At 34.2% G+C, this 1,386-nt stretch carries 2 protein-coding genes; both read left to right on the top strand.

Going from position 1 to position 1,386, the window contains the following annotated elements; all coding sequences use genetic code 11:
* The first annotated feature begins 83 nt into the window (after positions 1-83).
* The gene (locus tag ACFINI_RS09920; RefSeq protein ID WP_375612691.1) at positions 84-236 is read left to right on the top strand and encodes a TrwH protein; all 153 of its coding nucleotides are present in this window, start codon (positions 84-86) and stop codon (positions 234-236) included.
* Between the two features lie 69 nt (positions 237-305).
* Positions 306-1,247, top strand: coding sequence for a type IV secretion system protein (locus ACFINI_RS09915; RefSeq protein WP_375648036.1), 942 nt, complete (start codon positions 306-308; stop codon positions 1,245-1,247).
* The last annotated feature ends 139 nt before the right edge of the window (positions 1,248-1,386 follow it).

Raw genomic sequence — 1,386 nt, 5'->3', positions numbered from 1 at the left:
ATACACTTTACTTTGGTGTCGAAATTATAATAATGACAACAAATATCAGAATGTGTATAACAGTAAAAAAGAGTCATATTAAAATGAAGTCGATCATTCTTATAATTTTGATTACAAACCTTTTATCGGCTTGTGCATTAGCACCAAAGCTAAAACAGCCCAATGACAGGAACCGCGTGCCTATTAATAAAACAATCCCTGCCGAAATCAAGCGAGGAGACAACGGAATCTCATAAACTGATTTATGAAGTTAATAATGTAATGGTCAGTCTTTCTAAATATGTGAAAATTAAAAGGTATGAAATATGCAAAAGCTGATTATTATCATAGCGATTAGTGCTTTTTTTGGAACAACAAACTTAGCAAGAAGTAACACTCTTACTAAGCAAGGAGGAGGTCATAGCCGTTTTGCAGTTCCTAGTATAGGGTCAGGAAATCTCGATTCAAGCAACAATTATAAACCAAAACCACCAAAAGGCTATGAGCCACCACGTAAACTTCCACCCGATATTAAAATTGACCTTTCTAATTTGGGAACGATAAGAAATCGCGTACCGTCCAAACCTATTGGCTCTAAGCCATCTAACACACCTCCAGTATCTCCCACAGCTCAGGTACCTAAATCAACTTTCGTATCTGCTCCATCAGCAAAATATCTGGAGCTTACTAATCTATTAAAAAAAGGGGAAATTATTGAGCTCTTAAAAAAACAGCTTGAGTTGAAAAAAGAACAACTTTCGCAAACAGAAAAAACCTATCAGGCTATAACAAATAGTCAAAAAACTGGACCTAAAACTATAGATTTTTCTAGTTTTTTTCTCAAAGAACCAGAATCGTTCTATAAGAGTGATAAGCTTTCAAGGAAATCATATCAAGAGGTATTAGAGGACGAAAACAAAGTTTCTGGGCCTTTTGATCAAATGGGCAAAACTATTTCGGGGCGTTTACAATTTGCATCGATACTAGATAAAGCTGTAAGTTTAGAAACTTTTGAAAACGTAGAAAATCGTTTTCAATACCTCAAAAGTCTATTTAATGAACTTCAAACAAAAGAAAACCTGAAAGATATTGCAGATCTTCAAGCACATATCGATGGTTCATTAGCCATGATCCAAAATGAATTTATAAAGGTACAAATGGTAGCACATTTACGTAACGCTGAGCAATCACTTATCAAAAGGAAAAGACGCGAACTTGATATGAAAATTTTTGATCATGAAAAAAAAGGGATGCCTATCATACGATGAAAACACTTAGGTAACGTATAAATGAAAATGAGGCGTTTAGCATATATCTATGTTCCAAGGTGATAAAAAGTTGAAAATTCGTTAAAGAGGAATTCCATGGACTTTACAGTGTTCACGCAACTTTTCAATAAAATTGATC

It is taken from the genome of Bartonella sp. AA56HLJMS (genome assembly GCF_042197145.1).
Classification (GTDB): Bacteria; Pseudomonadota; Alphaproteobacteria; order Rhizobiales; family Rhizobiaceae; genus Bartonella.
This window is presented reverse-complemented; position numbering and strand designations above follow the sequence as displayed.

What these genes read in the sequence shown, in the direction of transcription:
- ACFINI_RS09915 (WP_375648036.1), top strand. Translation starts at nt 306, where the DNA reads ATGCAAAAGCTGATTATTATCATAGCGATTAGTGCTTTTTTTGGAACA.
- ACFINI_RS09920 (WP_375612691.1), top strand. Translation starts at nt 84, where the DNA reads ATGAAGTCGATCATTCTTATAATTTTGATTACAAACCTTTTATCGGCT.